This is a genomic window from Ruegeria sp. YTSC192 (assembly GCF_059609705.1).
The window spans coordinates 150674-175439 of sequence record NZ_JBXWMG010000006.1 but is presented as its reverse complement, the minus strand read 5'-3'; the positions used below and the strand labels follow the sequence as shown (position 1 = coordinate 175439).

General features: G+C 57.3%; 28 protein-coding genes and 1 tRNA gene. 21 read left to right on the top strand and 8 right to left on the bottom strand.

The genetic code is table 11. The features are described 5' to 3' along the window. The first annotated feature begins 97 nt into the window (after positions 1-97). From AC2FD8_RS11000 to rpsI, 3 genes are all read left to right on the top strand, one after another. Positions 98-1501, top strand: coding sequence for an aminotransferase-like domain-containing protein (locus AC2FD8_RS11000; protein WP_496856055.1), 1404 nt, complete (start codon positions 98-100; stop codon positions 1499-1501). Between the two features lie 162 nt (positions 1502-1663). Further along, positions 1664-2122: a 50S ribosomal protein L13 gene (gene rplM / locus AC2FD8_RS10995; RefSeq protein WP_298383233.1), complete on the top strand. Its 459-nt coding sequence runs from the start codon at positions 1664-1666 to the stop codon at positions 2120-2122. Between the two features lie 6 nt (positions 2123-2128). Further along, positions 2129-2614, top strand: coding sequence for a 30S ribosomal protein S9 (gene rpsI, locus AC2FD8_RS10990; protein ID WP_170450743.1), 486 nt, complete (start codon positions 2129-2131; stop codon positions 2612-2614). A gap of 62 nt (positions 2615-2676) precedes the next feature. Here the strand turns inward: rpsI and AC2FD8_RS10985 are convergent, their stop codons facing one another. The 3 genes from AC2FD8_RS10985 to AC2FD8_RS10975 form a co-directional block, all read right to left on the bottom strand. After that, the gene (locus AC2FD8_RS10985) at positions 2677-3705 is read right to left on the bottom strand and encodes an alcohol dehydrogenase catalytic domain-containing protein (protein WP_496856052.1); all 1029 of its coding nucleotides are present in this window, start codon (positions 3703-3705) and stop codon (positions 2677-2679) included. 174 nt (positions 3706-3879) lie between these two features. Beyond that, on the bottom strand, positions 3880-4434 hold the full coding sequence (locus AC2FD8_RS10980) for a hypothetical protein (protein WP_496856050.1): 555 nt from the start codon (positions 4432-4434) through the stop codon (positions 3880-3882). Between the two features lie 606 nt (positions 4435-5040). Further along, a tRNA-Ser gene (locus AC2FD8_RS10975) sits at positions 5041-5130 on the bottom strand. A gap of 123 nt (positions 5131-5253) precedes the next feature. Between AC2FD8_RS10975 and AC2FD8_RS10970 the strand changes: the two genes are divergently transcribed. The 9 genes from AC2FD8_RS10970 to AC2FD8_RS10930 all read left to right on the top strand — a co-directional run bounded on the left by AC2FD8_RS10970 (position 5254) and on the right by AC2FD8_RS10930 (position 12724). Beyond that, entirely contained in the window at positions 5254-6096 is an 843-nt protein-coding gene (locus AC2FD8_RS10970; RefSeq protein ID WP_496856048.1) for a DUF2059 domain-containing protein, read from the top strand. Beyond that, entirely contained in the window at positions 6096-6896 is an 801-nt protein-coding gene (locus tag AC2FD8_RS10965; protein ID WP_496856046.1) for a DUF2059 domain-containing protein, read from the top strand. Before AC2FD8_RS10970 ends, AC2FD8_RS10965 begins: the two co-directional genes overlap by 1 nt. 219 nt (positions 6897-7115) lie before the next feature. Beyond that, complete coding sequence (locus AC2FD8_RS10960; RefSeq protein ID WP_496856044.1) at positions 7116-7754, top strand: 50S ribosomal protein L21; 639 nt, start codon at positions 7116-7118, stop codon at positions 7752-7754. 11 nt (positions 7755-7765) lie between these two features. Continuing rightward, positions 7766-8035 carry a 50S ribosomal protein L27 gene (gene rpmA / locus AC2FD8_RS10955; RefSeq protein WP_037306861.1) on the top strand — a complete coding sequence of 90 codons (270 nt, stop codon included), beginning with the start codon at positions 7766-7768 and terminating at the stop codon, positions 8033-8035. Positions 8036-8131: 96 nt separating this feature from the next. Next, positions 8132-8740, top strand: coding sequence for a LysE family translocator (locus AC2FD8_RS10950; RefSeq protein WP_496856042.1), 609 nt, complete (start codon positions 8132-8134; stop codon positions 8738-8740). Next, positions 8737-9273: a GNAT family N-acetyltransferase gene (locus tag AC2FD8_RS10945; protein ID WP_496856040.1), complete on the top strand. Its 537-nt coding sequence runs from the start codon at positions 8737-8739 to the stop codon at positions 9271-9273. Before AC2FD8_RS10950 ends, AC2FD8_RS10945 begins: the two co-directional genes overlap by 4 nt. Before the next feature lie 38 nt (positions 9274-9311). After that, on the top strand, positions 9312-10346 hold the full coding sequence (gene obgE, locus AC2FD8_RS10940; RefSeq protein WP_496856038.1) for a GTPase ObgE: 1035 nt from the start codon (positions 9312-9314) through the stop codon (positions 10344-10346). Next, positions 10334-11440 carry a glutamate 5-kinase gene (gene proB, locus AC2FD8_RS10935; RefSeq protein ID WP_170466919.1) on the top strand — a complete coding sequence of 369 codons (1107 nt, stop codon included), beginning with the start codon at positions 10334-10336 and terminating at the stop codon, positions 11438-11440. The genes obgE and proB overlap by 13 nt, the downstream gene beginning before the upstream one ends. A gap of 21 nt (positions 11441-11461) precedes the next feature. After that, positions 11462-12724 (top strand): glutamate-5-semialdehyde dehydrogenase, encoded by a 1263-nt coding sequence (locus AC2FD8_RS10930; protein ID WP_496856036.1) that lies wholly within the window; start codon positions 11462-11464, stop codon positions 12722-12724. Here AC2FD8_RS10930 and AC2FD8_RS10925 read toward each other — a convergent pair. Further along, positions 12721-13317, bottom strand: coding sequence for a histidine phosphotransferase family protein (locus AC2FD8_RS10925; RefSeq protein ID WP_496856034.1), 597 nt, complete (start codon positions 13315-13317; stop codon positions 12721-12723). The two genes, AC2FD8_RS10930 and AC2FD8_RS10925, sit on opposite strands and share 4 nt — an antisense overlap. 40 nt (positions 13318-13357) lie before the next feature. Between AC2FD8_RS10925 and AC2FD8_RS10920 the strand changes: the two genes are divergently transcribed. The 5 genes from AC2FD8_RS10920 (at position 13358) to tsf (ending at position 17150) form a co-directional block, all read left to right on the top strand. Continuing rightward, positions 13358-13540 carry a DUF3553 domain-containing protein gene (locus AC2FD8_RS10920; RefSeq protein ID WP_496856032.1) on the top strand — a complete coding sequence of 61 codons (183 nt, stop codon included), beginning with the start codon at positions 13358-13360 and terminating at the stop codon, positions 13538-13540. Positions 13541-13651: 111 nt separating this feature from the next. Then, positions 13652-14407 carry an L-ornithine N(alpha)-acyltransferase gene (gene olsB, locus AC2FD8_RS10915; protein WP_496856030.1) on the top strand — a complete coding sequence of 252 codons (756 nt, stop codon included), beginning with the start codon at positions 13652-13654 and terminating at the stop codon, positions 14405-14407. Then, positions 14394-15248, top strand: coding sequence for a lyso-ornithine lipid O-acyltransferase (olsA, locus tag AC2FD8_RS10910; RefSeq protein ID WP_496856028.1), 855 nt, complete (start codon positions 14394-14396; stop codon positions 15246-15248). Before olsB ends, olsA begins: the two co-directional genes overlap by 14 nt. A gap of 166 nt (positions 15249-15414) precedes the next feature. Next, positions 15415-16197: a 30S ribosomal protein S2 gene (gene rpsB, locus AC2FD8_RS10905; protein ID WP_496856026.1), complete on the top strand. Its 783-nt coding sequence runs from the start codon at positions 15415-15417 to the stop codon at positions 16195-16197. A 77-nt stretch (positions 16198-16274) separates the two neighbouring features. Further along, positions 16275-17150, top strand: a complete 876-nt coding sequence (gene tsf, locus AC2FD8_RS10900; RefSeq protein ID WP_496856024.1) for a translation elongation factor Ts — start codon at positions 16275-16277, stop codon at positions 17148-17150. 364 nt (positions 17151-17514) lie between these two features. Here tsf and AC2FD8_RS10895 read toward each other — a convergent pair whose 3' ends face one another. The 3 genes from AC2FD8_RS10895 to AC2FD8_RS10885 all read right to left on the bottom strand — a co-directional run bounded on the left by AC2FD8_RS10895 (position 17515) and on the right by AC2FD8_RS10885 (position 19833). Continuing rightward, on the bottom strand, positions 17515-18270 hold the full coding sequence (locus AC2FD8_RS10895) for a LuxR family transcriptional regulator (RefSeq protein ID WP_496856022.1): 756 nt from the start codon (positions 18268-18270) through the stop codon (positions 17515-17517). Further along, positions 18267-18716 (bottom strand): type II 3-dehydroquinate dehydratase, encoded by a 450-nt coding sequence (gene aroQ, locus AC2FD8_RS10890; RefSeq protein WP_496856020.1) that lies wholly within the window; start codon positions 18714-18716, stop codon positions 18267-18269. The genes AC2FD8_RS10895 and aroQ overlap by 4 nt, the downstream gene beginning before the upstream one ends. 115 nt (positions 18717-18831) lie before the next feature. Then, complete coding sequence (locus tag AC2FD8_RS10885; RefSeq protein ID WP_496856018.1) at positions 18832-19833, bottom strand: NADPH:quinone oxidoreductase family protein; 1002 nt, start codon at positions 19831-19833, stop codon at positions 18832-18834. A gap of 104 nt (positions 19834-19937) precedes the next feature. On the opposite strand from AC2FD8_RS10885, the gene AC2FD8_RS10880 reads away from it, so the two are divergent. Genes AC2FD8_RS10880 through AC2FD8_RS10865 form a run of 4 tightly spaced genes read left to right on the top strand, consistent with a single transcriptional unit; the run spans position 19938 to position 23938 of the window. Next, positions 19938-20756, top strand: a complete 819-nt coding sequence (locus tag AC2FD8_RS10880) for an SDR family NAD(P)-dependent oxidoreductase (RefSeq protein ID WP_496856016.1) — start codon at positions 19938-19940, stop codon at positions 20754-20756. Further along, a complete protein-coding gene (locus AC2FD8_RS10875) occupies positions 20753-21775 on the top strand; it encodes a phosphotransferase family protein (protein WP_496856014.1) in 1023 nt (340 codons plus the stop codon). The genes AC2FD8_RS10880 and AC2FD8_RS10875 overlap by 4 nt, the downstream gene beginning before the upstream one ends. 18 nt (positions 21776-21793) lie before the next feature. Beyond that, complete coding sequence (locus AC2FD8_RS10870; protein WP_496856012.1) at positions 21794-23017, top strand: serine hydrolase domain-containing protein; 1224 nt, start codon at positions 21794-21796, stop codon at positions 23015-23017. Between the two features lie 51 nt (positions 23018-23068). Continuing rightward, positions 23069-23938: an acyl-CoA thioesterase gene (locus tag AC2FD8_RS10865; protein WP_496856010.1), complete on the top strand. Its 870-nt coding sequence runs from the start codon at positions 23069-23071 to the stop codon at positions 23936-23938. On the opposite strand, the gene AC2FD8_RS10860 is transcribed toward AC2FD8_RS10865, so the two are convergent. Continuing rightward, positions 23935-24702 (bottom strand): SDR family oxidoreductase, encoded by a 768-nt coding sequence (locus AC2FD8_RS10860; protein ID WP_496856008.1) that lies wholly within the window; start codon positions 24700-24702, stop codon positions 23935-23937. The two genes, AC2FD8_RS10865 and AC2FD8_RS10860, sit on opposite strands and share 4 nt — an antisense overlap. Positions 24703-24766 lie beyond the last annotated feature (64 nt).

Here is a 24766-nt window from a genome sequence, read left to right as displayed (position 1 = left end):
TGGGTTTCCTTTCAAATTGTATTGACACAAAGTAATACTGCCTGGTACAAAATATTGATACATTCCCAATTGTGTCGAAAGCAAAGGAAGAATTGTAATGGATACAATTTGGCCAGAGGTATTGCCGAAATCCAAAGGTCCCAAGTACACTCTGGTGGCCGACACGATACGAAAAGCAATTGAAAGCAAAGCCTTAGATATCGGCGCGAAACTGCCTCCTGTGCGCGATCTTGCGTATCGCCTTCAGATCACTCCGGGAACTGTCGCACGAGCTTACACGATTCTGACCGAAGAGGGCTTGCTACAAGCTGAGGTCGGGCGTGGTACATTCGTCGCGCCTCCGAAATCTCCGATTCTGGACGATGTCTGGTCAAGGCAGCTTCATCTGGCGGAAGCGCAGAATGACAATCATGTCAGTCTGTTCAGCCCACGGCTTGCGGATATGGGGCAAGTGTCACTGATCCGCGAATGTCTGGCAAAGGTCGCGCAGTCTGATCCGGCCTTGTTCATGAACTATCCAACGCGGGATGCGTACAAACCCATGCGTCAGGCGGTGGTTGAGTGGCTGTCGGACCTGCCGCTCGGCAAGTTGAGCGACGATGACATTGTTCTGACGCACGGGGGACAGAACGGTCTGTGCCTTGTATTCCAGACCATTCTGCAGGGTCCGAAACCGGTGGTGATGGTCGAAGACCTCTCTTATGCCGGGTTCCGTCGTGCGGCAGAGTTGATGCGGGCTGATGTAGTTGGCATCCGAATGGATAAATGGGGGATCGATCCCACGGCGATGGAACATGTTCTGCGTCAGACACCAGCGCAGGCGGTCTGTGTGTCGCCCGAGGTTCAGAACCCGACCGGGCTGCACACCCCGTTGGAGCGGCGCAAGGAAGTTGTAGAAGTCGCACGGAAATTCGACGTGCAGATCGTTGAGGACGACTGCTACCGGATGGGAGACGCGAAGGAGCCAAGCTTTCGCGCGCTCGCGCCTGAGCGGGGATGGCACGTGTCTTCGATTTCGAAAGTACTGACACCATCGCTGCGCGTCGGCTTCGCCATCGCACCCAGAGACCGGAGTGTGGATCTGCGCCGCTCGGCCGAATATGGGTATTTCGGTCTTGCGCAGCCTCTCGCGGAATTGACTCGCTTGCTGCTGTCTGACCTCCGTACGCGCCAGATTGCGCGGGATGTACGCTCGCGGATGGGCGAATATGTGCGGGTGACGGTGAATGCCCTTGGCGGGTTCGATCTGAACTGGGCGCCCGATGTGCCGTTTGTTTGGCTGCATTTGCCGTCGGGTTGGCGAGCAGCCGCATTCAGCCGCGCGGCTGAGCGTGAGGGTATTCAACTGCGATCGGCAGATGAGTTCGCCCTGCGTGATGGGCGTGCTCCGAACGCGGTGCGCATTGCCATGAATGGGCATGTCTCGCTGCAGCGGTTCGAGGACGCGATGCTGCGCCTGCGGGCGTTGCTGGACAATCCACCTGAGCAAATCAGCGTTTAGTGTGGGGTAAAATAATACCTAATTTATAAGGCACTGAAAATGCTTAATAAAAACTTGGTTGTGTGTGTTGACGCGTATTCCAAGCGGGTCTAAACCCCCTTCATCGAATTCGGACCGCTCTGTCTTGGGGCGGTCTTTCACATCAAACAGGACTCTCCTGCCATGAAAACCTTTTCTGCAACACCTGCAGACATCGACAAGAAATGGATCCTGATCGACGCCGAGGGCGTTGTTCTGGGCCGTCTTGCTTCGATCGTCGCCATGCGCCTGCGTGGCAAGCACAAAGCGTCGTTCACCCCGAACATGGACATGGGCGACAATGTCATCGTGATCAACGCTGACAAAATCCAGATGACCGGCAAGAAGCGTGAAGAAAACTTCTACTGGCACACTGGCCACCCGGGCGGCATCAAGTCGCGCACCAAGCAGCAGATCCTCGAAGGTAAGTACCCCGAGCGCGTCGTGACCCAGGCGGTCAAGCGCATGCTGCCGGGCAACCGTCTGGCACGTCAGCAGATGACCAATCTGCGCGTATACGCCGGTGCCGAGCATCCCCACGAGGCGCAAGCGCCCGAAGTTCTGGACGTGAAGTCCATGAACAAGAAAAACACCCGGAGCTAATGACCGATGGCTGATCAGATCAATACTCTCGAAGAGCTGAGCGCCGTCGCAGGCGTTGAAACCGTGACTGAGGAAGTCATTGCGCGTGAACCCGTGCGTGACGAGCTGGGCCGCTCCTACGCCACCGGCAAGCGTAAAGACGCTGTTGCCCGCGTTTGGATCAAGCCGGGTTCCGGCAAGGTCACCGTGAACGGCAAAGACCAGGACAAGTATTTCGCGCGTCCCGTTCTGCAGCTGATCCTGCGCCAGCCGTTTCAGGTTGCCGGTGTAGAAGGTGAGTTCGACGTTGTCGCAACCGTCAAAGGCGGTGGCCTGACCGGTCAGGCCGGTGCGGTCAAGCACGGCATCTCGAAAGCGCTGCAGCTGTACGATCCCAGCTTGCGTGGTGCTCTGAAAGCCGCTGGCTTCCTGACCCGCGACAGCCGCGTTGTGGAACGTAAGAAATACGGTAAGCGCAAAGCGCGTCGTTCGTTCCAGTTCTCCAAGCGTTAATCGCTGCGAAAAACGAATTTCAAAAGGGCTCGCAAGCGCGGGCCCTTTTTCTGTTTAAGGGGTTAGGGCGTGATCATCACTTTCCCGTCGCTCGTTTTCAAAGCGTTCGCAAGGTTGGAGATCAGGGAACCCAGCGTCAGACGCTCGGATACATCCGTTTTCCAGCGCCCGTCCGCGAAGCGTGCCTGAACCTCGGCCACAACGCGCATCTGGTCAGCCGGAGGGGTGGTCATCATCCAGTTGGTCAGCCAGAACCCCTCGATCCGTTTGCCCATGAAGATCAGCTGCCCCGTTTGGGTCAGGGTCGGGGCGTCGCTGCCAAGTTTGCCATAGCAGATCCAGCGCGCGCGATTGGGCATGGCGCAGAAAATCTGCTCGGATAGCGGGTCCATAACGGCGTCGAGAAAGACGCGTGGCTTCAGTTTGGCGCTCAGTTCGGCAAATTGGTGCGTAACGTCAGCATCCGTTGTGACCAGAACTTCCGCTGCACCCAGCTCTTTCAGCATCGGAGCAGTTTCAGCGCGCCGCACCATGGCGATGGGTTTCAAGCCCAGATCCCGCCCAAGGCTGCACATCAGCTTGCCCAATTGGCTTGTGGCGGCTGAAACAACAAACGCGTCGCCGTCTTCCCTGGCCATATCGACCATGGCCATCGCGGTCAGAGGATTGACGATCTGCGCAGCCCCGTCATCGTCCGAGATGTCCGGTCGAAGAGGGATGCACATTTGCATCTGGGTCACGACATATTCGGCCCACGCCCCTGAACCGGCGGCGACAAAGGCGACACGCTGGCCCTGCAGGCCTTCCGCCCCTTTTCCAGCGGCCACGACATCACCGCAGCCTTCAAAGCCTGCAGCGGCGCCTCTGGTACGGGGTTGGCCATATTCGCCTTTGATGAAGTGAATGTCTGACGGATTGACCGAGGCAGTGCGCAGCCGGATCAGAACTTGTCCCGGACCAGGGGCAGGGACGGGCAATTCGGCATCATCCAACCACTCGGCGGCGTCTTTGATTGCGGGGCCTGTCATGGTTCCGGAATAGCCGTCATGTTTCAAGACAACGGCGCGCATCGAGGAAGGCAAATCGGTCATTTCTCGGTCCTTGAGTTGCGCCTGGGCAACCGGGTCAGGTTGCAGCCCTAAGGCAAAGAAAAGCGGCGCGGGGTTTTGGTTGGATCAAGCCAAACAAAAGCCCCGCGCCGCGTCAATTCTGCTGCAAGCTAACGTTGCGGCATGTGGTGAAGGCCGCCAGGGACGGCCCGCCCCTTATTGGCTCATCGCATTTTGCAGGTCCTGAAGCTTGGTCAGAACTGCCTCGGGCGAGGCCTTGATCTCGTCCAGGATCTTGATCACCTGATCTTTGACACCCTGTGCCATCTCGCTGTCTTGGACCGAGGCGACCATGGCTTCATAGTCGAAGCTCTGAGCTGTCAGCATGCCGTCCTGAACCCAGGAATTGAACAGCTCTTGGCCTTGCCCGGCCAGCGAAGCAACTTGATCGCCGGCTTGATCCGCGACCTCAGACGCTTGGTCCGCGATCGAGTTGGCTGCATCCGTGGCCTGATCCGCGACAGATGACGCAGCCTCTGACGCTTGGTCAGTCAGGGATGACGCCGCTTCGCTGGCTTGATCGGAAGCCGACTCAAGCGCTTCATTTGCTGCATCCTGTACGGCCGAGGCCGCCTCGCTGACCGCGTCGCCTGCATCTTGGGCTGCGGCCTCAAGCCTTTCAGCCGGGGTTGGTTCGGGTTGGTTGAGATAGAAATACCCGCCCGCGCCAAGACCGACGAGGACGATGATGATTAGAAAAGTGCGCGACATTATGTGTCTCCTTTTGGAATTTGTGTCGCTGGGATGTTTCAATTCTAGGACGACGCAAAGGGGGAATTCTTGTGATTTCTCAGCAGAATACCTGTTTGGGCCAAGCTACGCTGATTGGGCGGCCCGATATGGCAACAAAACGCCAACCGGTCACAGCCTTGCCTTGCGTTTCGAAGATATCGCAGCGCCCCGTCTTGTCCAGCCGTTGCAGAAGTGGCCACGCACGAGAGAGCTGGGCTAAGTGCAGCCTGCTCAAGATTATTTTTACCGCTTGGTTGAATTTATTGTCTTGTGTGATCGACTTCACTGCCAATGATCTCGAAATGACCGACGCTCCTGTCAGACAGGGTAATTGAGACATTTTGGGGATTGCTATCGGGTTCGTTTGCCGAAATAGCCAGTAACGTCTTGTTTAAGAAATTGGCCTAACGGCCTATAGAGGCACTGATCTCTCACTTTGTGGTTGAATGTGAGGGGTGGTGTGAGGGGGGCTGGATGAGGGGGTCTTAGCCAGCCCCTCTCTTTGTGCACGACGACGGACCTGTCGGTCTGTGAAACGACGACGGACCTGTCAGTCTGTGAAACAAAGCTGCCATGTGGAAATTATGGCGGAGAGACAGGGATTCGAACCCTGGGTGGGCTTGCACCCACAACGGTTTTCGAGACCGCCCCGTTCGACCACTCCGGCACCTCTCCGCGGGGGTCTGTGAGGGGGGGATTTAGTGAGGAACGCGCAGGGGTGCAAGCAGAAAATTCCCAGAATTCACATTCCTTGGATTTTCCATTGCCAGCCGCAACAAAACACCTAGGCTGATAAGTATGAGAAATCGAGTTGAGCGTTCTGTTGTCCCATTGCTCGCGCTGCTTGTCGCGCTTGTTTTGGTCCCTGTTTCTTCGGCTGCGGCCAATCGCGACCGGATCGAAGCTTTCCTGAATACCACCGGATTTGATGTCGCGCTGGAAAGTATCGCGCTGGCGTCGGGATCTGCCCCCGAGATGCTAGGCATTGATCCTGATGGCTTCGGATCGGACTGGACCCGCCTGACCGAAGAGGTGTTCGATACCAAGCTCATGCACGAAACGGCAGTCTCGATTCTCGAAGAGACGCTAAGCGATGAGGCGCTGACCCATGCGGTCGAGTTTTATGCCTCGGATCTGGGGCAAAGACTGGTCGAGGTCGAAAACGCCGCGCATTTGAATGAGGATGAAGAGGCCAAGCAGCAGGAGGGGCAGGAGATCGTGGCTGGCCTGGTGCAGGATGGCTCGCCCCGGGTGGAGCAGCTCAAGCGGATGAACACTGCGATAGATGCCAGCGGGACCTCGCTGCGCGCCTTGCAGGAAATCCAATTGCGGTTTCTTTTGGCGGCCAGTGCGTCTGGTGTGATCGATCTGCAGTTGGACGCGGATGAGCTGCGGTTGATGCTGCGGCAGAATGAGGCCGGGATGCGTCAGGCTTTGCAGCTGTCGGCGCTGGCAGGGGCGGCTTACACCTATCAGGATTTCTCGGACGCCGAGGTCGAGGCTTATGCCGAGGCGCTTGAACAGCCCCTGATGCAAGAGGTCTATGAGCTTTTGAACGCGATCCAGTACGAGATCATGGCCATGCGGTTCGAGGTTCTGGCAGTTCGGATGGCTGACCTTCATCCGGCTCAGGATATCTGATGCGTCTGGCACTTGCCTTAGTCGTGGCGTTTCTCTGCGCGTTGCCAGCTGTCGCGAATGAGCGGGCCAATCGGCTGGCCCATGCCATGAAGCTGGATCAGGTTGTGAGAATTTTGATCGACGAAGGCATGGTCCATCAGCAGGAACTCGAAGAGAGCCTTTTGGATGGTGACGGAGGCCCGCTGTTTCACGATCAGGTTGAGGAGATCTATAACCATTCTTGGATGAAGTCCCGTCTGACCGAAGCCTTCGCCGAGGGTATGACGAAAGAGCAGATGGATCAGGCAATTGTTTTCTTCGAGAGCGATCTGGGGCAGGCGATCGTTACGCTGGAGAATTCTGCCCGCAAAGCCTTTGCCGATGAGGCGATCGAAGAGATGGCGAATGAGGCCTATGAGGGCACGGAACCCGACTCGCCCCGGTTCGAACTGGTCGAGGAATATATCCGCGCGAACGACCTGATTGACCAGAATGTCCAAGGTTCGCTGAGTGCGGACTACAACTTCTTCCTGGGACTCTACGGCGACAGTCTGGCTGAATACGAAGAGGTTCTGGATGGGTTGCTGGCGCAGAAAGACACAGTGACGGCTGAAACGACCACATGGTTGTATTCCTTTCTGCTTATGGCCTATCAACCGCTGGACGAGGTTGAGATGCGTGAGAATATCGCGTTTTCCCGCACCGAGACCGGGCAGGCGCTGAACGCGGCCCTGTTCAACGGCTTTGACGAGATGTTTGATGGGATCTCGTACCGTCTGGGCGCGGCGGTGGCGCAGGTGTGGCAATCCTCGGATCTATGACCGGTCTTGGGTGTTGACTTTGCTTTTCATTATGTGGATAAGCGCGCATCCCGGCCGGTTCTCCGCGCCGGGTGTCGTTATTATATGACCCTTCGAAACCTCGCGGGGTCTTCCACATAGCCCAAACAGGGCACGCTGTTCGAGGTGGCTTGCAAGTTTCTTGGGGCCAAAAACACCCGCTAGGGGACCACAGAACGCGGGTTAGAAAAGGAAAGACGCATGTTTGCGGTCCTCAAGACTGGCGGCAAGCAGTACAAGGTTCAGGCGGGCGATGTGCTCCGTGTTGAAAAATTGGCTGCCGACGCAGGTGAAAAAGTTCAATTCAACGATGTTCTGATGCTGGGCGGCGACGCGCCTGTTGTTGGTGCGCCTTTCGTTGATGGCGCAGGCGTACAGGCCGAAGTGATCGATCAGATCAAAGGTGACAAGGTCATCAAATTCGTCAAACGCCGTCGTAAGCACAGCTCGAAGCGTACTGTTGGCCACCGTCAGAAACTGACACTGGTCAAAATCACCGACATCCTGTCGTCGGGCGCTGACAAGTCGGGCATCAAAGCTGCAACCGGTTCGGTTTCTGCGGCTGCGGTCGAAGCGGCTGCACCCAAGAAAGCACCGGCCAAGAAAGCTGCCAAAGCCGAAGCACCCGCTGCTGAAGCAGGCACAGACGATCTGAAGAAACTGTCCGGTGTTGGCCCCGCGCTTGAGAAGAAGCTTCTCGAAGCAGGCATCACCACCTTTGCCCAGATCGCGGCATGGACGGAAGCAGATGTAGCTGTTATGGACGAGAAACTGTCGTTCAAAGGCCGGATCGAGCGTGAAGGCTGGATCGAACAGGCCAAAGAACTGGCTAAAGGCTAAGGAGAGAGAGAATGGCACATAAAAAAGCTGGCGGTTCCTCCCGTAACGGTCGCGACTCAGCGGGTCGCCGCCTTGGCGTGAAACTGTATGGTGGCCAGGCTGCCATCGCAGGCAACATCATCGTGCGTCAGCGCGGCACCAAGTTTTGGCCGGGCGAAGGCGTAGGCATTGGCAAAGACCACACGATCTTTGCAACCACCGATGGCGCCGTGAAGTTCCACAAGGGACTTAAAAACCGCACCTTCATTTCGGTCCTGCCAGTGGCGGAGGCCGCAGAGTAAGCCGAAACCCAGAAGGTTTAATAAAAAATTCATGGGGGACCGGCAGAAAATGCCGGTCCCTTTTTCGTTTTAACGCAGTCGTGATCCAGAACAGCAATGCCCGTCGCAACCACCAGTTTCCTTATCTTTGCCGCCTCACAGGTCGGCACGCCGGGACCGGCCAACATGGTCCTGATGGGAACAGGTGCGCGCTATGGCTTTCGCGCTGCTTTGCCTTTCGTGGCCGGGGTCGTGTTGGGCAAGCAACTGATCATCTGGCCCGTGGGCTTTGGCCTGATGCAGGTGGCCGATCAGGCCCCAATGGTGTTTGAAGTGCTGAAATACGCTTCTGCCGCATATATTTGCTGGCTGGCCTGGAAGATCGCCAATCTGAGGCTGTCTCGCGCGAAAGCGGGTGGGAAAGCACCGGGCTTTGTGTCCGGGCTGATTGTGCATCCGCTGAACCCAAAGGCCTGGGCGATGATCATTGCTGGGTTTACGGGGTTTGTTGCGGCAGGGACGTCCAGTTTTGAGGCGACGCTCACGATCGCTCTTTGTTTATTGTTTTGCCAGGTCGTTTTGCACCCGATCTGGACATTTGCAGGGGACCGGATCGCCCATGTGGTTGAAGGTCGGCCTGCGGAAAAATATCTGATGTGGACGCTCGCCAGTCTGACTGTTGCGTCCGTACTTTTTGTGTTGTTCGGAGGAGGAACGCACTTATGAAACTTGAAGCAATCATAAATCAGCCGGTCATCGAAACCGAGCGGTTCGACCTGCGCCCTTTGCGTCGGTCGGATATGGGGCTTATCGAATATTACGCAGGGGATGAGCGTGTGGCGCGGATGACCACGTCGATTCCGCACCCGTTGCCGCCTGGTTCGATTGAGGCCTTCGTGACCCGCTCGATGGCGGAAGACCGGGATGAGGACGTCTGGGCGATGGACGCCATCAAGGATGGCGGACCCGAGTTGATCGGCCTGATCTCGCTGCAACGGCTCGATCGCAACCAGTCCGAGGTTGGCTATTGGGTCGCGCCTGTCTATTGGAACACAGGTATTGCTTCGATGGCGGTCGAGGCCCTGGTCGATGCCAACCCGCTTGAGAACGCCAATATGTTCGCCAGCGTGTTTCAGGACAATCCGGCCTCGGCGCGGGTACTGACTCATTGCGGGTTCCAGTATCTGGGCGATGCAGAAAGCTATTCGGTGGCGCGCGACGCGAATGTGCCCACCTGGACCTATACAAAGAAACTCTGACTTGTGGCCGATGGGGCCTTTGCAGTAGGGGACAGACTATGAAATTTCTCGATCTAGCAAAGGTCTACATCCGGTCCGGGGCCGGAGGTGGCGGCTGCGTCAGCTTCCGACGCGAAAAGTACATTGAATACGGCGGCCCTGATGGCGGGGACGGCGGCAAAGGCGGGTCCGTCTGGGCCGAGGTCGTGGATGGGCTGAACACCCTGATCGACTTCCGCTATCAGCAGCATTTCTTTGCCAAGAACGGCCAACCGGGTCGCGGTCAGCAACGCACCGGAAAGGATGGTGACGACATCATCCTGCGCGTTCCCGTCGGGACCGAAATCCTTGATGAAGACGAGGAGACCGTAATCTGCGACCTGACCGAGGTCGGGCAGCGGGTTTTGCTGGCCAAAGGTGGCAATGGCGGATTTGGCAACCTTCACTTCAAGTCAGCGACCAATCAGGCGCCGCGTCGGGCCAATCCGGGGCAGACGGGCATTGATCGCACCATCTGGCTGCGGCTGAAACTGATCGCGGATGTTGGTCTGTTGGGCATGCCCAATGCCGGCAAATCGACCTTTCTGGCTGCGACCTCAAACGCACGGCCTAAGATTGCCGACTACCCGTTTACCACTCTGCACCCCAATTTGGGCGTTGTGGGCGTGGACAATGTGGAATTTGTGGTGGCCGACATTCCGGGCTTGATTGAGGGCGCTCATGAAGGGCGTGGGATCGGAGACCGGTTTCTGGGTCACGTTGAGCGCTGCGCCGTGTTGTTGCATCTGGTCGACGGCACCTCGGAAACCGTGGCCGAAGACTACCGCACTATTATCCATGAGCTTGAGGCTTATGGCGGAGAACTGGCCGAGAAACCTCGGATCACGGTTCTGAACAAGGTCGACGCGCTGGATGACGAAGAACGTGATTTGGCCAAGGCCGAGCTGGAAGAGGCCGTTGGTGGCCCCGTCATGACGATGTCGGGCGTCGCGCATCTTGGCGTGACTGAGGTGCTGCGCGCCCTGCGTTCTCAGATCGACGAAAACCGCCTGCGCCAGAAACCCGCTGAAGAGGTCGCGCCGTGGCAACCCTGACCGCAGCCCGTCGGCTGGTGGTCAAGATCGGGTCCGCTTTGCTGGTGGATCGGAACACGGGACAGCTACGCTCAGACTGGTTGAAATCACTGGCTCAGGATGTGGCCTGGCTGAAAGGGCAGGGCACGGACGTGATTCTGGTGTCTTCTGGCTCGATCGCTTTGGGGCGCGGTGTTTTGGGCCTGCCTGCGGCGGCGTTGGCTCTGGAGCAATCTCAAGCCGCAGCGGCTGTTGGTCAGATCCGTCTGGCGCGTGCTTACGAAGAGGCGCTGACCCCGCACCAGATCACCACGGCCCAAGTGCTGGTGACGCTGGAAGACAGCGAGGATCGTCGCCGTTATCTGAACTCACGCGCGACACTTGAGACACTTTTGGGCCTTGGCGTTGTGCCTATCGTCAACGAAAACGATACCGTCGCCACGGATGAAATCCGCTATGGCGACAATGACCGGCTGGCCGCGCAGATCGCAGTGACCGTTGGTGCGGACCAATTGATTCTTCTGTCGGATGTGGACGGGTTCTATACCGGCAATCCGAACGAAGATGCTTCGGCCACGCGCTATGACACGATCGACCAGATCACGCCCGAGATTGAGGCGATGGCCGGTGATGCTGGATCCGGCCTCTCCAAAGGCGGCATGAAGACCAAGCTGATGGCAGCCAAGATGGCGACGGCTGCAGGTTGCGATATGGCGATCACCGAAGGATCGACGCTCAACCCGTTGCAATCGCTTGAGAATGGCGCGAACAGCACGTGGTTCACGGCAACGCTTGATCCGCATGCGGCGCGCAAGCGCTGGATCTCGGCGATGAAACCACGCGGAGAGATCACGATCGACGATGGCGCCGCGAAGGCGCTTTCGAATGGCAAAAGCCTATTGCCTGCGGGTATCGTCGAAGTGACCGGTGATTTCGGACGTGGCGATCCGGTTGCCATTCTTGATCTGCAAGAGCGTCGGCTGGCGCAGGGTATCAGCCGCTATACTGCGCAGGAGGCTGACGCGATCAAAGGACGAAAATCCTCGGAAATTGAGGCAACGCTGGGCTACCCCGGTCGTGCAGCGTTGATCCACAGGGACGATTTGGCGCTATAAGGGTGCAGAAAGGCTAAGGTTATGAAGGATTTCGACAATATTCCCGCTCTGATGGCCGATCTGGGTAAGCGCGCCAAGGCCGCCGCGCGCGAACTGGCCTTTGCCACGGCCGAGCGCAAACATGCAGCCCTGATCGCAGCGGCAGAGGCCGTCTGGGCAAATCGCGCCCAAATTATCGAAGCCAACAAAAAGGATCTGGAGTTCGGACGCGAAAAGGGCCTGAGCCCTGCCATGATGGACCGCCTTATGCTGGACGAGGACCGCATTCAGGGCATGGTCGATGGCTTGCGCACGGTGGCTGATCAGACCGATCCGGTAGGCGAGGTGATGACCGAGTGGGATATGCCCTCGGGCCTGAATATTCAGCGTGTGCGCACGCCGTTGGGTGTCATTGGGGTGATCTACGAAAGCCGCCCCAATGTGACGGCGGATGCAGGGGCGTTGTGCCTGAAATCCGGTAACGCCGTGATCCTGCGCGGCGGGTCCGAGAGTTTTCACTCCTCCACCGCGATCCACGCCTGTTTGGTCGAAGGTCTGAAGGCCGCGAACCTGTCTGAGGATTCGATTCAGCTTGTGCCGACACGCGACCGCGCGGCGGTGCAGGAATTGTTGACCATGACCGACTATGTCGACGTCATCGTTCCGCGTGGCGGCAAAGGGCTAGTTGGGCTGGTTCAGCGTGAGGCGCGCGTGCCGGTCTTTGCGCATCTTGAAGGCATTGTGCATATCTACATCGACAAGGCCGCCGATCCGCAAAAGACGTTGGACGTTGTGCTGAACGCCAAGACCCGTCGTACCGGTATTTGCGGCGCGGCAGAGTGTCTGCTGATCCATCAGGACGTGGCCGAAACGCTAGGGCGCGATGTGATTGCCGCGCTCATGGCCGCCGGGGTTGAGGTTCATGCCGAAGGAGTTCTGGCCGTTGATGGAACCACCCAAGCCACCTCTGAGGATTGGGGCAAAGAGTTTTTGGACAGCATCATTGCCGCCAAACCTGTTGCCGACATCGACGCGGCCATTGCGCATATCCAGCAATTTGGTTCGAACCACACAGATTGCATCATGACCGAGGATGACGCGGCTGCGGTCCGCTTCTTTGAACGGCTAGACAGCGCCATCCTGATGCACAACGCGTCAACCCAGTTCGCGGATGGCGGTGAGTTCGGAATGGGCGCCGAGATCGGGATTGCCACGGGCAAAATGCATGCACGTGGTCCTGTAGGCGCGGCGCAGTTGACCAGCTTTCAATACCTGGTGCGCGGCAACGGAACGACCCGCGCCTAGAACCTCAGGGCGACGCGGGTTGTGGCGGTTTCGACCGCAACCCGCCGCCCCATGGTCGCGGCTGTTTCCGGCAGCAAGGCAAACTGAACCTGCGCAGGGGTGACCTTGTTGGCGAAGTTGCCGGTCGCAGCATTCTTCCATAAGTCATTGTCAATGTTCAATTTATCGGCTGTACCAGTCACCTGCCAACCGGTGTCAGAGGCCGAAATATCGACCTGCCCACCAAACGGCATCGCGCTTTCGCAGCACATCAGAGCCAGAAAGGCCAGTTTGACCTGATTGCGCGGCACAGCCTCGGTCAGGTTCCAATTTACCCGCACACGACCCGCGCGCTCCACGTCTTTCAACAACTCGGCCACCTCGCTACGCCCCAATGGCTGATCACTGGCCGAGCCAAAAGCCACTCGGAAAAACCGAATACGCGCGCCGGCGCTGCCGACACTGCCCGAGATCAGCTCCATCTCGGGGCCTTGCACCGCGCCGACCATATCCAACAGCTCTAGCCCGTTGGTGATGGCTCCGATCGGGCTGATCAGATCGTGACAAATGCGCGAGCCGATCAGCTCGGCCAGGTTGACGTCTGTGGCGCCCATGCGTACCTCCTGCTGTATCTGCCACCGGACCGGAGCCCCCATGACAGACCTCAATGCCATTTTTGCACCGGGCATGTTCGTCCGCCACCCCGATTTCCCCGATTGGGGCGTTGGACAGGTGCAGTCCAATATCGGGGGCAAGATTACCGTGAACTTCCGCGAGCAGGGGAAAGTGGTAATCGACGGTACGCGTATCGCCTTGATGCCGGTCTTTGATCCGTGAAACTGGTTTAGGAAAGGTTAACGCAAATGCCAAGCCAGACACCAGACAGGACCTGTATTGCCTTTGAGGGAACTGCTGCGGTATCAGCCGAAGGCAACTTTAAGGAACGACATGCCGGATTCAGGCCCTTCTTTCACCATTCGCCTTGCTGAAACCGAACAGGACCTGCGCGCAGCGCAGCGCCTGCGCTACGACGTGTTTGTGCGTGAGCTAGGTGGCGGCGGAGAGATGGTCGACCACGACGCTGGACTGGAGCAGGACAAGTTCGATCCGTATTTCGATCACATGCTGGCGATAGATGACCAAACCGGGGAAACTGTTGGCGTTTACAGGCTGTTACCGGGCGAACGTGCAGTGGAGTTGGGCCAGTTTTACTCCGAAGACGAATACGATCTGACCGTTCTGAAGCAAAGCGGTCGCAAGCTGCTGGAGCTTGGCCGATCCTGCCTGCATCCCGACTATCGCGGCGGCACCGCGATGTATCACTTGTGGAACGGTTTGGCGGCTTATGTCACCGAGCGTGAGATCGAAGTTCTGTTTGGCGTCGCCAGCTTTCACGGTACCGATATCACCGCGCTGGCCCAGCCCTTGTCAATGCTACACCACAACCACCTGGCGCCTGACGATCTGCGGGTGCGCGCGCAGCCGGATGTGTTTCAATCCATGAACCTCGTGGCGCCTGAAGACCTCGACCGCAGGGCGGCCATGGTGCAGGTGCCCGCGCTGATCAAAGCCTATCTGCGTTTGGGTGGTTTCGTGGGCGAGGGGGCCTTTATCGACCACAGCTTTAACACCACAGATGTCTGCTTGATCCTAGATACCGCGCGGATGAACGAGCGGCAAAAGCGCATCTATGGCGGAGCCTGAACCCGTGAGTGATCCGCTTTGGAACAGTGATGATGCGCCCGATGCGATTCACCTTGGCCCGCTGGGGTGGGTACTGGTTTTCTTGCGTGGCGTACCGTTGACGCTGTTGGTCTTTGGTGGCTTGATCATCTTGCTGGCGATACGCTTGATCGAACTCCCCTTGTTCGGTATTCGCCGACCGATCACTCCGTTCATCACTCAATTTGTTTGCCGCAACGCCTTTCGAATTCTGGGCATAGGTTTTCGCACTTCCGGAGACCTGATGGCGGAGCGTGGAGCTGTAGTGGCCAATCACACGTCATGGCTGGATATCTTTGCGCTGAACGCCCGCAAACGGGTTTATTTCGTCTCCAAGGCCGAGGTGGCGAAATGGCCTGGTATCGGATGGCTGGCACGCGCAACCGGAACGGTTTTTATCGAACGCAACCGGAAGAAGGCAAAAGAGCAGACGCAACTGTTCGAAACGCGCTTGAAGGCGGGGCATAAGCTGCTGTTTTTCCCTGAGGGTACCTCAACCGATGGTCTTAGGGTTTTGCCTTTTAAAACAACGCTCTTTGCCGCGTTCTTTGTAGATGAGCTGCGGGATTTCATGTATGTTCAGCCTGTCTCGGTGGTGTTTCACGCGCCTGAAGGTGAGCCGGATCGGTTCTACGGTTGGTGGGGCGACATGGATTTCGGCCCACATCTGCTGAAGACACTCGGCGCGCGCAGGCAAGGGGCGGTCGAGCTGATCTACCACGCGCCGGCCAAGGTCAGCGACTTTGAAAACCGCAAGGCACTGGCCGCCCATTGTGAAGAGGCGGTTCGTCACGCGCACAGCCTGGCGCGGCTTGAAAAATAAGGGCGATTGGCCCTTGCGCTGCCTTCAAACCTGTCTTATACGCGCGCCATTCAAACCCGCAGGCGGGGTTTGGGCTTTTTGAGGGAGACATCCTCATCAAGACCGCCGGTTGGAGCATCCGCTTCTTTCACCCCCGCCAAGGCGTAAACCGGAAAAGGAAAATAGCATGGCTCTTCCCGAGTTCACCATGCGTCAGCTGCTGGAAGCTGGCGTTCACTTTGGTCACCAGACACAGCGTTGGAATCCCCGCATGGGCCCGTTCATCTACGGCTCGCGCAATGGCATCCACATCATGGACCTGACCCAGACCGTTCCGATGCTGGATCAGGCGCTGCAGGCTGTTCGTGACACCGTTGCCAAAGGTGGCCGCGTTCTGTTCGTTGGTACCAAGCGTCAGGCTGCTCAGCCGATCGCAGATGCCGCTGAAAAGTCGGCTCAGTACTACATGAACCACCGCTGGCTGGGTGGCACGCTGACCAACTGGAAAACCGTTTCCCAGTCGATCAACCGTCTGAACCAGATCGACGAAGCCATGGAATCGGGTGCCGAAGGCCTAACCAAGAAAGAGCGTCTGGGCATGGAGCGTGACCAGACCAAACTGCAGGCGTCGCTGGGCGGTATCCGCGAGATGGGCGGCGTTCCCGACCTTCTGTTCGTCATCGACGTCAAAAAAGAAGCACTGGCCATCGCCGAAGCCAACAAACTGGGTATCCCGGTTGTGGCCGTTGTCGATACCAACTGCTCGCCCGACGGTGTTGATTACATCATCCCCGGCAACGACGACGCAGCCCGCGCCATCGCGCTGTACTGCGATCTGGCCGCGCGTGCCGCTCTGGATGGTATGACCGCTCAGATGGGTGCTGCTGGTGTTGACCTAGGCGCATTCGAAGAAGCACCGGTTGAAGAAGTCGTTGCAGAAGAAGCTGCCGAAGCTCCGGCCGAAGCGTAAGCTGCCCGTCACGTAAATGACATATGGGGCAGGGTATGACCTGCCCCAATTCCGTTTGAATTGAGGAGAGCCAAAAGATGGCAATCACAGCAGCAATGGTTAAAGAACTGCGCGACTCGACCGGCGCAGGCATGATGGACGCGAAAAAAGCGCTGACCGAAACCGGCGGCAACATGGACGAAGCCGTTGACTGGCTGCGTACCAAAGGCCTGGCCAAAGCGGCCAAGAAATCGGGCCGTACCGCAGCAGAAGGTCTGGTTGCTGTTCACGTCAACGGTGGCAACGGTGTTGCTGTCGAAGTGAACTCGGAAACCGACTTCGTTGCGAAAAACGCTGAATTCCAGGAAATGGTTGGCAAGATCGCGTTTGCCGCAGAAGGCGTTGCAGATGTCGACGCGCTGCTGGCGGCTGATCTGGGCGGCAAATCCGTTGCAGACACTATCACTGACAAGATCGCCACCATTGGCGAGAACATGTCGGTTCGTCGTATGGCCAAACTGTCGGGCGACACCGTTGTGTCCTACGTCCACAACGCAGCCACCAACGGCATGGGCAAAATCGGCGTTCTGGTTGCTTTGACCGGTGGCGACGAGGTGATCGGCAAGCAGGTTGCGATGCACATCGCGGCTGTGAACCCGGCGGCTCTGTCCGAGGCAGACATGGACCCGGCTGTTGTCGAGAAAGAAAAGCAGGTTCAGATGGACATCGCTCGCGAATCCGGCAAGCCGGAGCAGGTGATCGAGAAGATGATCGTAGGCCGTATGAAGAAATTCGTGGCTGAATCGACGCTGCTGAACCAGCCGTTCGTCGTGAACCCTGACTTGACCGTCGAAGCAGCGGCCAAAGAAGCAGGCGCAACCATCACCGGTTTCATCCGTCTGGAAGTCGGCGAAGGCATCGTAGTCGAAAAAGAAGACTTCGCAGCAGAAGTTGCCAAAGCGGCACAGGGCTAAGCCTTTGCTTCAGGCCCCGGTTACAGGGGCCTGACGAAATTCGGAACCGGTCACGTCCAATGTGGCCGGTTTTTTTGTGCTCAGAGATTGGTTTGATTGCTCAAGCAGCAGGTGAATGGAGGGCCCCTCATGATGGGGATGGTCGGGACCCTCCAAAATTCCGACATCGGTACGCGGACGAATAGGCGCTCCAAAAGTCAGAGTGATTGGAGAGCTCTGGTATTGCAAAGATCCAATCGAATGTTCCTTGGCTAAAGCCACCACTCACGGAACGGTATCAATCTGCAATTTTCCCGTGAAGATGGGAAGTCATGATTTCCTTACCTAGGGTAAATTGACGCGGTTTGGCGTCAACCTTTGGTGGCTAGGCTTCCATCACATACATCTGGTTGTGTAGTGCAGCTTTCAGGACAGCCTGGGCCGTCGTCTCGACCGAAAGCGATTCGCGTGCCAGCCTCAGGTGTTTTTCGACTGTCGCGGCCGTCAGCCCCATAAGCAGGGCAATATCTTGGGTCGTTTTGCCATCACCGACCCATTGAAGCGCTTCTCTCTGGCGTTTGGTTAGCGACCGATTCGGAGGTGTATAGGGCAGCGTCAGGATCTTGAGATGTGCGATGTTGTTCATCAGAAGGATATCCTCGCCATGCTCTTCCCACATGGCGTCAATCTCGTCCTGGTTGCGGCTCTCTTCGGCCGATAGCGAGATCGCGCCCTTGGACCGCACCGAGACTGAATTGAAACTGACGGTATATCCAGCCAGCACGTTGTGCGACTTGTTGAAATCCACAACCTTCTGCTGCTCGGGTGTGAGTTCTCCGTTCAAGGCCAGGTCCTGAATCAGCCCCCAGCTTGCCGCGCCATCGTTGTTCAAAGCCCATTGCAGCATCGGAGCGTTGGAATACCTGCTATCACCGAGAAAGCCGTCCACGTATTCGCGCTTATGGTTGCTGAGGATGACAAAATCCTCTGGGTCACCCAAAGACGTGGCAGTGCGATAAAGGGTGTATCCATAGATCAGCCGATCAAACCCAAATCCGGCCATCTGTCGGCAATGGGCATCCCAAAGCTCTTCCAGGGTTCTGGCGTAGCTGACAAAGCGAAGATACTCCCTCAGCTTCATGCATTGCCCCCTGGTTTCAGATGTGCCGCCAATGCATCCAGCGCCATTACATAGACCTGCGCGCCAAATCCGCAGATTTGCCCAAGCGCAACCGGCGCGATGTAGGATGTGTGGCGAAAGCTTTCCCGCGCGTGGATGTTGGAAAGGTGAACCTCGACCACAGGCAGTTCCACAGAGGCAATCGCATCCATGAGGGCAATCGACGTGTGGGTATAGGCGCCTGCATTCAGAACCAGACCATTCTGTGTGTCACGAGCCTGATGGATGGCGTCAATCAGCGCACCTTCGTGGTTGGACTGAAATGTCGAGACCTCAAGCTCTAGGGTCGCGCCATGGGCCACGCATTGTTCCTCGACCATCTGCAAGGTGGTGCTGCCGTAGACCTCAGGCTGTCGGGTGCCCAAAAGATTGAGGTTCGGGCCATTCAACACAAGAATTTTATTCATTAATTTTCGTCCCCATCCTTGTTTCTTAAACGGCATCTAATGGAAATGTCCACATGGCATTGCTCTAATGAGGCGAGTGGGCTGACAATGCTGACCAAGATGCAACCGGATACAACTATGTCTCGTCAATTGTAACCACAACTTTACCGAGAACAGAGCGCTGGGATAGAAGCTCTATTGCCGCAGCGCCCTGAGACAATGGGAAGCGTGCCGTAATCCGGGGTTTAACTTGACTTGCTGCGTATAAATCAAACAATTCGCTTATGTTTTTGGCATGCGCCTCAGGTTCGCGAAAGACGGACGCGCCCCAGAAAACGCCAACAATCTGACATCCTTTAAGCAGTGCAAGATTAAGTGGTACGCTTGGAATACCAGCCGGAAAACCGACAACTAGGTATCTGCCTTTCCATGCGATGCTGCGCAGCGCTGGTTCTGCATAGGCTCCACCGACCGCGTCATAGATAACATCAACGCCGTCATGGCCGACGAGGGCCTTGATATCTTTAGAAAACGCCTTTTGCGCGTCTTTGTCCGGGTTGCCGGGATACAAGATCGTTTCATCCGCACCGATCGAGCGGCAGAATTCCGCTTTGTCTGGTGTAGAAACCGCTGCAATAACCCGCGCGCCCATGGCTTTGCCCAACTCGATCGCGGCTGATCCAACGCCGCCCGCAGCGCCCAGAACCAACAGCGTCTCACCCGGTTCCAGAGCCGCCCGATCCTTCAGGGCATGGTACGAGGTGCCGTAAGTGAAGATAAAGCACGCGGCCTCATCAAAGGGCATGGTTTCGGGAAATTTGATAGCGTCCTTGGCTTTAACCGCAAGATGCGTGGCAAAGCCGCCATGACCGGTCAGCGCCAGAACGCGATCTCCGATCTCGAAACCCTCGACACCGTCGCCAAGCGCAATCACCTCGCCTGCGATTTCGCCTCCGGGCGCAAAGGGGCGTGGGGGTTTCATCTGATAGAGGTCACGGATCACCAGCGTATCGGGAAAATTCACACCGGCGGCTTTTATGCCGACCAGAACCTCTCCGGGGCGGGGGATTGGATCGGGCAGGGTGGTCAGGTCCAGAGTCTCCGGTCCCCCCGCTGCGACGCTGAGTAATGCTTGCATGTTGCCCTCATAGTTCCTGCTATTGTTGAGATGGAGTTTTGGGGCGGGATTGGGCACTGTCAACGGCGCGTCCTCTTTCCCCCACGACAAGCAAGGAGTGCAACATGACCCCGGAAACCCTGTTTTCTTTGGATGGAAAGGTGGCGCTGGTCACCGGCGGTGCTACCGGAATTGGCCGCATGGCCGCGGAGGCGCTTGTTCGGGCCGGAGCGCATGTGCTGATCGCCTCCCGCAAAGGTGACGCCTGCGAGGCCGTCGCGGCGGAGCTGAACGCGCTGGATGCCCCCGGCAGCGCCGAAGGTTTTGCCGGGGATCTGGGCAATAAAGACGGAATTGATGATGTCGTTGCCGAGATCAATAAACGAACGGAACGCCTTGATATATTAATGAATAACTCCGGCGTATCCTGGGGTGCGCCTCTAGGTCAATTCCCTCATGACGCTTGGGACAAAGTGATGTCCGTCAACGTCGCGGGGGTGTTTGAGCTGACGCAGAAACTGTTGCCGTTGCTCATGAAATCCGGCACCGCCGAAGACCCGGCGCGGGTGGTCAATGTGGGCTCGGTCATGGGAGAGGTTCCCATGGGCGACGGGGCATACAGCTATTCGGCGTCGAAAGCGGCTGTGCTGCACCTGACCAAAATCCTGGCCAAGGAACTGTCGCCCTATAACATCACCGTCAACGCGCTGGCGCCCGGCCCGTTTGTTTCGCGCATGACCGCCTTTGCGACTGCAGATGAGGCAACGCGCGAGAAGGTTGGCAAATCCGTTCCTCTGGGCCGTGTGGGGCGCGACGAAGACATCGCTGGCTGCATGCTGTTTCTGTGCGGGCGAGGGGGCAGCTATGTGACCGGAGCCGTCATCCCCGTGTCCGGTGGCATCAACGTGGTCACAGCAGGCAACATCTTTGCCGAAGCGTTTTGACGATGGACACAAACGATCTGGACGCTGTCGATACTTACCTTGCCGCGAACCTCAAAGGGTATCGCGGCCCGCTGCAGGCACGTAAATTCGATATCGGGCAATCCAACCCGACCTTTGCATTGAAAACTCCGGACCTTACGTACGTTCTGCGTCGTAAGCCTATGGGAAAGCTTCTGAAATCCGCGCACGCGGTGGAGCGAGAGTTTCGGGTGCAACAAGCGCTTGCAGGCAGTGACGTGCCGGTGCCCGAGGTGCTTCTTCTATGCGAAGACACCTCAGTCATAGGGTCCGCTTTCTACGTGATGGAACACCTAGACGGTCGTGTTTTCCTGGAACCGACCCTGACCGGTGAAAGCAACGAAACACGCGCCGCCGTCATGGATGAAATGAACCGGGTGCTGGCCGCGCTGCATTCTGTGGATATCGAAGCGGTCGGCCTCGCCAACTATGGCCCGGAGGGCAATTATTTTGAGCGCCAGATCGCGCGCTGGACGAAGCAGTACCGCGCGTCCGAGACCATAAAGATCACCCAGATGGATGCGCTGATCTCAGGATTGGAGGAGGCTTTGCCCGAAGATGATGGTCAGCGCAGTCTTGTGCATGGCGACTACCGGATCGACAACCTGATGTTTGAACGCAACAGCACAAAATGCATCGGCGTGCTGGATTGGGAGTTGTCGACAATCGGCCACCCTTACGCCGACCTTGCCGCGGTGATCATGCAGTGGCAGCTGCCTCCGGGTCCAGAAGGGCGGGGGTTGGCCGGGATTGAGCGAAAAACCCTCGGATTGCCCAGTGATAGAGACTTTGTCGAGCAATATTGTGCGCGGCGTGGGCTGCCGGAAATCAAGGATTTTGGGTTCTATCTGGCCTTCACCTTCTTTCGAATGGCCGCCATTCTGCAGGGCGTCTACAAACGTTCGCTGGACGGCAATGCCTCGGACCCGGGCCGGGCGAAACTGTTCGGTGACTACGTTCCGCTTTTTGCGCAGCATGGTTTGCAGGCTTTGGACGACTAGGGCAAAGGGGTTATTGGAATGCCACTAACGTGGGATCAAGACAGGTTGGATCGCATTCGTTCGTGGATGCAACGCTATGTGGATCAACAAAAATATCCCGGCAGCGCTTTTCTTTTGAAACACAAAGGGCAAGAGGTCTTCTTCCACGCCTGCGGCCAGCGCAACATCGAGGCCGGACTGCCGTTCGAGCGTGACACGCTGGTGCGTATCTACTCGATGACCAAACCGATCACCTCAGTTGCCGTGATGACGCTGATTGAGCGCGGGTTGATCCATCTGGCCGCCCCTTTGTCCGAGTATCTGCCTGAATTTTCTGCGCCTCAAGCTTTGGTTCCCAATGCCTCGCGGTTGGATCAGACCGAGGCCGCGCCGCCGCCGACACTTCATCAGCTTTTGACCCATACAAGCGGGTTCAGCTATCCCTTCAATCCCGGTCTTCTGCCATCGGCAATGGATGAGCAGGACATGATATTCAAACCAAATCAGGGGCTTCTGAGGGATCGAGTAAGTGATCTTTCCGCGTTGCCACTGGCTTTTCAACCGGGCAGCCGGTGGGAGTACTCGGTCAGCACCGACGTCCTTGGGCGCGTCGTCGAGGTTGTCTCAGGCAAATCTCTGGACCAATTCTTCCAGCAGGAGATATTTGAGCCGCTCGGTATGCATGAGACTGCCTTTGCCGTCCCCAAAGACGCAGGCGACAGGTTTGCGTCGCTCTATACCCCGCTGGCCGGCGATGCGATGGCTCTGCGTTCGGCCGCTCAATCTGACGAGACGCTGAGGCTGGTCGATCAGCCCGGATCGTCGCCTTTTGAGGCAACAACCACGTTTTCAGGCGGTGGCGGCTTGGTCGGAACGATAGACGACTATAGCCAGTTTGCCGAGATGCTGCGAAATCGAGGGCAGACCAGTGGCGAACACTTATTGGGCCCGAAGACGGTAGATTTCATGATGATCAATCACTTACCGGGCGACATTGCCTCGATGGGACCGCGTAGTTTTGCGGAACAACCGATGCAGGGTATGGGGTTTGGGTTAGGCGGCTCTGTCATATTGAATCCCGGCCGTACCGGAGTACCCGGATCCGTTGGGGATTTCAGTTGGGGCGGTATGGCCTCGACCTATTTCTGGATCGACCCGGCGCTGGACTTGACGGCTGTGTTTTTCACTCAATTGTCTCCGTCCAGTTCTTATCCGTCCCGCGCGGAACTCAAGGCATTAGTCTTGGGTTCGGTGATTGATTGATGGTGTTTGTGTTGATAGCTCATCCCCGAAACCAACAAGATCGAGCCTCCCATGACCGAAGCTGAGCGCATTCTTCTGGACCTTCTGAACATTGAACGGCTTGAGGTCGATCTGTTCCGGGGCACTGGTTCGGGCGGAGAGACCCCAACACGGATCTTTGGCGGTCAGGTGATCGCGCAAGCACTGGCCGCAGCCTATAGAACGGTCGATGACAGGCTCTGCCATTCCCTGCACGCCTATTTCATTCGCCCGGGCGATCCTAGTATTCCCGTGGTTTATCAAGTGGATCGGGCCAGAGACGGAGGGTCTTTCACAACTCGGCGCGTTGTTGCGATCCAGCATGGAAAGCAGATCCTGAATATGTCTGCATCCTTTCATATTGAGGACGAGGGGTGGTCTCATCAGCATCCGATGCCGTCTATCGAAAGCCCGGAAACCTACCCGTCGCGCAACGAATTGCGCTATAAGTATGTTAACCAAACCCCTGAAATAATGAAAAAAGAGCTGTTGCGCGAGCGTCCTATAGAAGTGCGTGAAGTTGATCATCTGGATCCATTTCAGCCCGCTGTATCTGACGATCGAAACAAGATTTGGTTCCGCATGCCTGGCGCGGCAGCAACCGATCCTAGGACGCAACATCTGATACTTGCCTATGCCTCTGACATGAGCCTGATGAGTTCCGGCATGCGGCCACATGGTCTGAGCTGGTTCACCGGTCAGGTCAACGGCGCGAGCCTGGATCACGCGTTGTGGTTTCATGCGCCGGTGCGTTTTGAAAACTGGCATCTATATGTGATGGAATCGCCGTGGACGGGGCAGGGGCGGTCTTTCAATCGCGGTTCGATCTATTCCCAAGATGGCGTTTTGGTGGCTTCGGTCGCGCAAGAAGGGTTGATGCGACGACCGAAGGGCAGATCTTAAGGGTCGCCTATAAACTGTTGATTAAGCTTGTTCATGCCGACCAGCCAACGGTCATAATCTGCCGTTTTGTGACGTATGTATTCAAGGACCTCGGGGTGCGGCAGGATCAGGAATTGCTCGGCCTCTATACCGTCCACACAGGCTTGCGCGACGTCTTTCGGATCAAGCATTCCATCAATGGCCGCGACCGAGGTTTCATGACCGCGTGTCATCTCGGATCTGACAGCTTGCGGGCAGAGTGCCGAAACCTTCAAACCCTTGTGGCCGTAGGTCAACGCCAACCATTCGGCAAAACCGATGGCCGCGTGTTTGGTGACGCCATAGGGGGCGGCGCCCGGTTGGTTCAACAGCCCGGCAGCCGACGCCGTGATCATGATGTATCCATGTCTTCGTTCGACGAACTTTGGAACAAGGTGACGGGCCATCCAGACATGAGACATCACGTTGGTGTCCCAGATACGGTTCCAGTCTTCGTCTGGCACGTCCAAACCGCCGAGTGTCAGAATTCCGGCATTGGCGCAAAACAGGTCGATCGGAGCAATCTTGTCCTCGACATGCTCGATCAGGGCTTTGATCTGCGCTTCGCTGGAGACGTCGCACGGAAACGCGTGTCCGCCGATTTCCTCCGCCAAGGCTTGTGCAGATGCTCCGTCGATGTCGGAACAGACAACGGTGGCGCCGTCTGCCGCGAATCTCTCAGCGAGACCTTTACCAATACCGCCAGCGGCGCCGGTTATGACAACTGTCTTTCCGCTGAGTTCCAAATCGTTATCCTCGGTGGTTGGGTTTGATTGGCGGCTCTAATATTTACCATAATACCAATTACAC

Coding starts and splice junctions, on each gene's coding strand:
- AC2FD8_RS11000 (WP_496856055.1), top strand. CDS start 98: ATGGATACAATTTGGCCAGAGGTATTGCCGAAATCCAAAGGTCCCAAG.
- rplM (WP_298383233.1), top strand. CDS start 1,664: ATGAAAACCTTTTCTGCAACACCTGCAGACATCGACAAGAAATGGATC.
- rpsI (WP_170450743.1), top strand. CDS start 2,129: ATGGCTGATCAGATCAATACTCTCGAAGAGCTGAGCGCCGTCGCAGGC.
- AC2FD8_RS10985 (WP_496856052.1), bottom strand. CDS start 3,705: ATGACCGATTTGCCTTCCTCGATGCGCGCCGTTGTCTTGAAACATGAC.
- AC2FD8_RS10980 (WP_496856050.1), bottom strand. CDS start 4,434: ATGTCGCGCACTTTTCTAATCATCATCGTCCTCGTCGGTCTTGGCGCG.
- AC2FD8_RS10970 (WP_496856048.1), top strand. CDS start 5,254: ATGAGAAATCGAGTTGAGCGTTCTGTTGTCCCATTGCTCGCGCTGCTT.
- AC2FD8_RS10965 (WP_496856046.1), top strand. CDS start 6,096: ATGCGTCTGGCACTTGCCTTAGTCGTGGCGTTTCTCTGCGCGTTGCCA.
- AC2FD8_RS10960 (WP_496856044.1), top strand. CDS start 7,116: ATGTTTGCGGTCCTCAAGACTGGCGGCAAGCAGTACAAGGTTCAGGCG.
- rpmA (WP_037306861.1), top strand. CDS start 7,766: ATGGCACATAAAAAAGCTGGCGGTTCCTCCCGTAACGGTCGCGACTCA.
- AC2FD8_RS10950 (WP_496856042.1), top strand. CDS start 8,132: ATGCCCGTCGCAACCACCAGTTTCCTTATCTTTGCCGCCTCACAGGTC.
- AC2FD8_RS10945 (WP_496856040.1), top strand. CDS start 8,737: ATGAAACTTGAAGCAATCATAAATCAGCCGGTCATCGAAACCGAGCGG.
- obgE (WP_496856038.1), top strand. CDS start 9,312: ATGAAATTTCTCGATCTAGCAAAGGTCTACATCCGGTCCGGGGCCGGA.
- AC2FD8_RS10930 (WP_496856036.1), top strand. CDS start 11,462: ATGAAGGATTTCGACAATATTCCCGCTCTGATGGCCGATCTGGGTAAG.
- AC2FD8_RS10925 (WP_496856034.1), bottom strand. CDS start 13,317: ATGGGCGCCACAGACGTCAACCTGGCCGAGCTGATCGGCTCGCGCATT.
- AC2FD8_RS10920 (WP_496856032.1), top strand. CDS start 13,358: ATGACAGACCTCAATGCCATTTTTGCACCGGGCATGTTCGTCCGCCAC.
- olsB (WP_496856030.1), top strand. CDS start 13,652: ATGCCGGATTCAGGCCCTTCTTTCACCATTCGCCTTGCTGAAACCGAA.
- olsA (WP_496856028.1), top strand. CDS start 14,394: ATGGCGGAGCCTGAACCCGTGAGTGATCCGCTTTGGAACAGTGATGAT.
- rpsB (WP_496856026.1), top strand. CDS start 15,415: ATGGCTCTTCCCGAGTTCACCATGCGTCAGCTGCTGGAAGCTGGCGTT.
- tsf (WP_496856024.1), top strand. CDS start 16,275: ATGGCAATCACAGCAGCAATGGTTAAAGAACTGCGCGACTCGACCGGC.
- AC2FD8_RS10895 (WP_496856022.1), bottom strand. CDS start 18,270: ATGAAGCTGAGGGAGTATCTTCGCTTTGTCAGCTACGCCAGAACCCTG.
- aroQ (WP_496856020.1), bottom strand. CDS start 18,716: ATGAATAAAATTCTTGTGTTGAATGGCCCGAACCTCAATCTTTTGGGC.
- AC2FD8_RS10885 (WP_496856018.1), bottom strand. CDS start 19,833: ATGCAAGCATTACTCAGCGTCGCAGCGGGGGGACCGGAGACTCTGGAC.
- AC2FD8_RS10880 (WP_496856016.1), top strand. CDS start 19,938: ATGACCCCGGAAACCCTGTTTTCTTTGGATGGAAAGGTGGCGCTGGTC.
- AC2FD8_RS10870 (WP_496856012.1), top strand. CDS start 21,794: ATGCCACTAACGTGGGATCAAGACAGGTTGGATCGCATTCGTTCGTGG.
- AC2FD8_RS10865 (WP_496856010.1), top strand. CDS start 23,069: ATGACCGAAGCTGAGCGCATTCTTCTGGACCTTCTGAACATTGAACGG.